At 66.6% G+C, this 4661-nt stretch carries 6 protein-coding genes; 2 read left to right on the plus strand and 4 right to left on the minus strand.

Features of this window, described 5'->3' with window-relative positions; genetic code table 11:
* Window positions 1-1163, minus strand: a 1163-nt coding sequence (locus ACY34I_RS40090; protein ID WP_462760727.1) for an amylo-alpha-1,6-glucosidase, incomplete at its 3' end; no start/stop codon positions are given.
* Window positions 1160-1537 (minus strand): SCP2 sterol-binding domain-containing protein, encoded by a 378-nt coding sequence (locus tag ACY34I_RS40095; RefSeq protein ID WP_462760729.1) that lies wholly within the window; start codon window positions 1535-1537, stop codon window positions 1160-1162. The genes ACY34I_RS40090 and ACY34I_RS40095, both read right to left, overlap by 4 nt.
* A 220-nt stretch (window positions 1538-1757) precedes the next feature.
* Here ACY34I_RS40095 and ACY34I_RS40100 point away from each other — a divergent pair, with 220 nt between their 5' ends.
* On the plus strand, window positions 1758-2132 hold the full coding sequence (locus tag ACY34I_RS40100) for an SCP2 sterol-binding domain-containing protein (protein ID WP_462760731.1): 375 nt from the start codon (window positions 1758-1760) through the stop codon (window positions 2130-2132).
* A 119-nt stretch (window positions 2133-2251) separates the two neighbouring features.
* On the opposite strand, the gene ACY34I_RS40105 is transcribed toward ACY34I_RS40100, so the two are convergent.
* Entirely contained in the window at window positions 2252-3208 is a 957-nt protein-coding gene (locus ACY34I_RS40105; RefSeq protein ID WP_462760737.1) for an RNA-guided endonuclease InsQ/TnpB family protein, read from the minus strand.
* Window positions 3209-3388 carry a helix-turn-helix domain-containing protein gene (locus ACY34I_RS40110; protein ID WP_462760733.1) on the minus strand — a complete coding sequence of 60 codons (180 nt, stop codon included), beginning with the start codon at window positions 3386-3388 and terminating at the stop codon, window positions 3209-3211. It abuts the gene before it with no gap.
* Window positions 3389-3504: 116 nt separating this feature from the next.
* Between ACY34I_RS40110 and ACY34I_RS40115 the strand changes: the two genes are divergently transcribed.
* Window positions 3505-4661: glycogen debranching N-terminal domain-containing protein (locus tag ACY34I_RS40115; protein ID WP_462760735.1), on the plus strand; the 1157-nt coding region annotated here is incomplete at its 3' end.

Here is a 4661-nt window from a genome sequence, read left to right on the forward strand (position 1 = left end):
ATGATGTCGCCGTACTCGTCGATCCAACGCAACGCCGCCCGCGCGGCGCGCTCGAGCAGCCGCACCGTGTCGGCGTCGCCCGTCCAACGTTCGTACTCGTCCAGCAGGATCACGTAGAGCGGCGTCGCGTCCGCGCTGCCGAAGTACGGCGCATGCGGCTGCTCCTCGAACGCGACCGTCTCGCCGTACCGCAACTCGTGCGGGATCTTTCCCGGCTCCTCCTCCCGGAAGTCGTCGAGCACGGCGCCCTGGGTGAGCGCCAGCAGGCGGAGCGTCGTGGCGGCGAGGTCTGGCGCGAACGGCAGCGCCTGCAGGCTGGTGAAGACGCTGTCCCGGCCGAAGATGGCCATGAACCACGGCAGCCCGGCGGCGGGCAGGGTCTGCCCGCCGCCCGTCAGGGGGGTGAAACGCAGGGCGGCGAGATCGACCAGGCAGCGCCGGTACGTCTTCGTCAGCGCCGTGGAATCGCAGACCAGGCGGGGCGCCTCGGCCAGCCAACGGTCCAGTTCGCGGCGCATCTCCTTGGTCTCTCGATTAGTCCTGCCCTGGAGGCTCTCGCGGATGTCCCGCCCGTCGGGGCCCAGGGTGCGCACGTGCAGCTCGGTAGCCCACTGTCCGTGCGGGCCGATGCGGATGTCGTACGTCAGCCCGTCCTCGTCGACCCGCGCCGGCTCGCTGGTGGAGATGACCGTCTCCCGCCGGAACGTGTCGCGCTCGTACCCGAGGCACAGGCGCCCGCTTTCCACCCGTGCGTGATAATTTCCGCGCTTGGCCTGGACATCCTTGATTTCGAACAGGTCGGCGAAATCGCTCTCGATCTCGACCTGGATCCGCAGATCGACCGGCCGGCTCCGGTGGTTGATCACCGTCAGTCGCTCGGTGAAACTCCCGCCGATACAGCGTTCCCGGATGGCCGAGACCTGGGCGTCGGCGAGAGCGGGGGTGGCCGGGACGAGGAAGAAGCGCTTTTCGAAGTACTCGACGTCGTCGATGGTGAGCGTGGTGAGCCGTTCCCCGTCGATGCGCAGAAGCCATTTCGACAGGAATCGCGTGTCGAAGGAGAACAACCCGGTCGGGACGGTGGGAGACGCGTCGATGTCGCCGTTGTCCTCACTGACCACGAACGTGTTGCCGTCCAGCAGTCTGACGAGGTCCTCCTTCATCTCAGCTGTCCCTGCTCGCGGGCGAAGTCCCGCGGGTGGCGCGCACCCGAGGGCCCCGGGATGATCCGCTGGATGAGCCGAGCCAGGCGCACGTCGCCCTCGGCCGAGAGTTCATGACGCAACCACGCCGAGTAGACATTGGTCTCGCCGCCGACGATCCGCTCGAAGAGCGCCCGGTCAACCCGAACGACGAGGTCCGCTTCGCGATCTTCACGCGACACCCGGATATCGCCGTTGCAGATCACCAGGAGCCAGTGGTCAATTCCGCGTTCGTGCTCAAGGTCGAAGCGTACGGCGGCGTCGGCCTCCTGGAGCAGGGGTTCATGGCCCCGGCGGCCGAGCCCACTGAACAATTCCGCGGCGCGATCGGACATCAAGACTCCCTCGGCTCGACTCCCGACGCGGACAAGGTAGTGCGCCGAGGGGTACTCCGGCATCACCCGCACCGGGTGAGACCGGCCATGTCCTCGCTGGTCCCGAGGCGGTGACGGGCAGCCTCGCCGCCGCCTCGATTTCACCCGCCGCGGGTGATGCCACCACGCGGCGGGTGGAGCGATCCTGGCCATGGCGCTCGAGCTTCTGGGAGGACCTCTGATGTCGGATGTGACCAGAAAATTCTTCGCCGAACTCCCCCGCCAAGGACGCGTGCTCAAGAAGACCACCGGCACCATCCGCTTCGACCTAGACCACGATCACGGGACGGACCACTGGTTCATCAGCATCACGAACGGGGACATCCGGGTGACGAGGGAAGAGCACAGCGCGGACATCGTCATCCGCACCGACAACGCCTCGTTCGACCGGATGGTGCTCGGCGAGATCAAACCGGAACCGGCATGGCTGCGGAACGAACTCACGAGCGACGGGGAATTCCGGCTCATCATCCTGCTGGAACGGCTCTTCCCCGAGTCCCCGGGTGAGCACCATCCGCGAGCCTTCACCGGCGGCGAACAGAGGCGGCGGACTTGACATCCTCCCGGCCCTGAAGGGCTGGGATTCTCACGGTCGCCCGTGAGGTTTCCTGTTTCATCGCCGACTGCCTTTCCGGGAGGTTTCCCTTGAGGTCTTACGTCAGCTCCGCAGGCGTTTTACCTCTCCGCCAGCCCGGCGGCGAGGATGTTCTTGGCAGCGTTGATGTCCCGGTCGTGCACGACCCCGCAGCCGGGGCACGTCCAGACACGCTCGTTGAGGGCGAGCGCGGTGTTGATCTGACCGCAGGTCGAGCAGGTTTTGGACGTGGGCAGCCACCGGTTGACGGGGATCACCTCACGCCCGTACCACTGGGCTTTGTACTCCAGCATGCTGCGGAACTGACCCCAGCCCGCGTCGGAGATGACGCGGGCCAAGCGCCGGTTGCGGAGCATGTTGCGCACGCTGAGGTCTTCGATCGCGACCGTTTGGGTCTCACGGACGAGTCGAGTAGTCAGCTGGTGCAGATGATCCCGACGCCGGTCAGCGATCCGGACGTGGATCCGGGCCACCTTCAGGCGGGCCTTCGCCCGGTTCGCGGAACCGTCCTGTTTGCGGGCCAGGTTCCGCTGCGCCTTGGCCAGCTTCCGCCGGTCGGCCTGCCCGTACCGCGGATTGGCCACCTTCCCGTGCTCATCGCTCACCCCAGGCATCGGGTGGGACAGGGTGAGCAGACTGGTGATCCCCGCGTCCACACCCACCTCGGCATCGACCGGAGTCATGGGCGTCACCGTGGGGTCCTCGACCAGCAGGGACACGAACCAGCGGCCCGCAGCATCCCGAGACACCGTGACCGTCGACGGCTCCGCCCCCTCGGGCAGGGGCCGCGACCACACGATGTCCAGCGGGATGCTCATCTTGGCCAGGGTGAGCCGGCCGTCACGCCACCGGAACGCGGAGCGCGTGTACTCCGCCGACGCCCTAGATTTGCGCTTGGACTTGAACCTCGGATACCGGGACCGCTTGTCCCAGAACGCCACGAACCCGGCCTGCAGATGCCGCAACGTCTGCTGCAACGGCACCGACGACACCTCATTCAGGAACGCCAACTCATCGGTGCGCTTCCACTCCGTCAGCTACCCCGACGACTGCACATAGGTGGTGCGCTGACGGTCCACCGCCCACGCCCGGGTGCGGGCCTCCAACGCTCGGTTGTACACCAGACGCACGCACCCGAAGGTGCGGTTCAGCTGCTCAGCCTGTTCAGGGGACGGGTAGAAGCGGTACTTGTAAGCCCGCTTCACCACCTCACCCATGCCTCACATCCTAACGACTGTCCATATAAGACGATCACTGAGGGGAGGGAGCGGCGTTTCCTCCCGGCCGTAAATGGCCGGGTTTCCACGCCGCACTTCCGATGAAACCCGGCCTCGTGCGGATCCTGGACGGCAACATCTTCGTATTGAGCCAGGACAGCGGCGACATCGAGACGGCCCAAGGCGACCCGTCCGGATTCTTCACGCTCGACACGCGATGCCTGTCGCTGTGGCGGCTGAGCGTCAACGGTGAGCGATTGCACTCGCTGGCCTTGGACGATTCGCAGTACTTCGAGGCGCGCTTCTTCCTGGTGCCCGGCGCCCCCACCCACTACGTGGACGCCAAGGCCTCGGTCATCCGCGAGCGCTCGGTGGTCGGCAGTTTCGAGGAGCGTCTGACCGTCTTCAACCATTCGGATGAACCAGCGAAATTCACCATTCGGATCGAGGCGGACTCGGACTTCCTCCCGTTGTGGGCGGTAGCCGAGGGCGGGAGATATGAGCGGCTCGGCCGGATATACAAACGCGTCGCGGACGGGTGCCTGCGCCTCGGGTACGAGCGCGACACGTTCCGGCGGGAGACGGTCATCTCCACCAGCGAGCCGGCGCGGGTCGACGAGGACGGCCTGACGTACGACATCCGCATCGGACCACACGGGCAGTGGAGCACCACGCTGCATGTCCGGGGTCTCGTGCTGCGTCCCGACGGTGACGACGTCCGGGCGCATCTGCACCCCGCCCCGCATCGGCGGAACAAACCGGAACTCGAGCAGGACCTCAAGCAGTGGCTCGCCGAGACGCCACAGCTGTCGTGCGACTGGACGCCACTGGAGCAGACGTACCGGCGCAGCCTGGTCGATCTCGCCGCCCTACGGTTTTACACACTGGCGCTGCCGAGCGAGCCGATGCCGGCCGCCGGCCTGCCGTGGGCCGCAACCGCCACCGGCCGCGACTCGATCCTTACCAGTCTGCAGGCGCTGCCAATCGTGCCGGACCAAGCCGTGGCCACCTTGCGCCTACTCGCCCTCGATCAGGCTGCCGTCCTGGACGACTTCCGCGACGAGGAGCCGGGAAAGATCATGCACGAGTTCCGGTACAGCGAGTTGTCCGCGTTCGAGGAGCAGCCTGACACGCCGTATTTCGGCAGCGCGGACGCGACGCCGCTTTTCGTGATCCTGCTGGACGAGTACGAACGCTGGTCGGGAAATGCGGACCTGGTGCACGAATTGGAGGCCGAGGCGCGGGCGGCGTTGCGTTGGATCGACGAGTACGG

Source organism: Micromonospora sp. RTBAU3-60, from assembly GCF_054963695.1.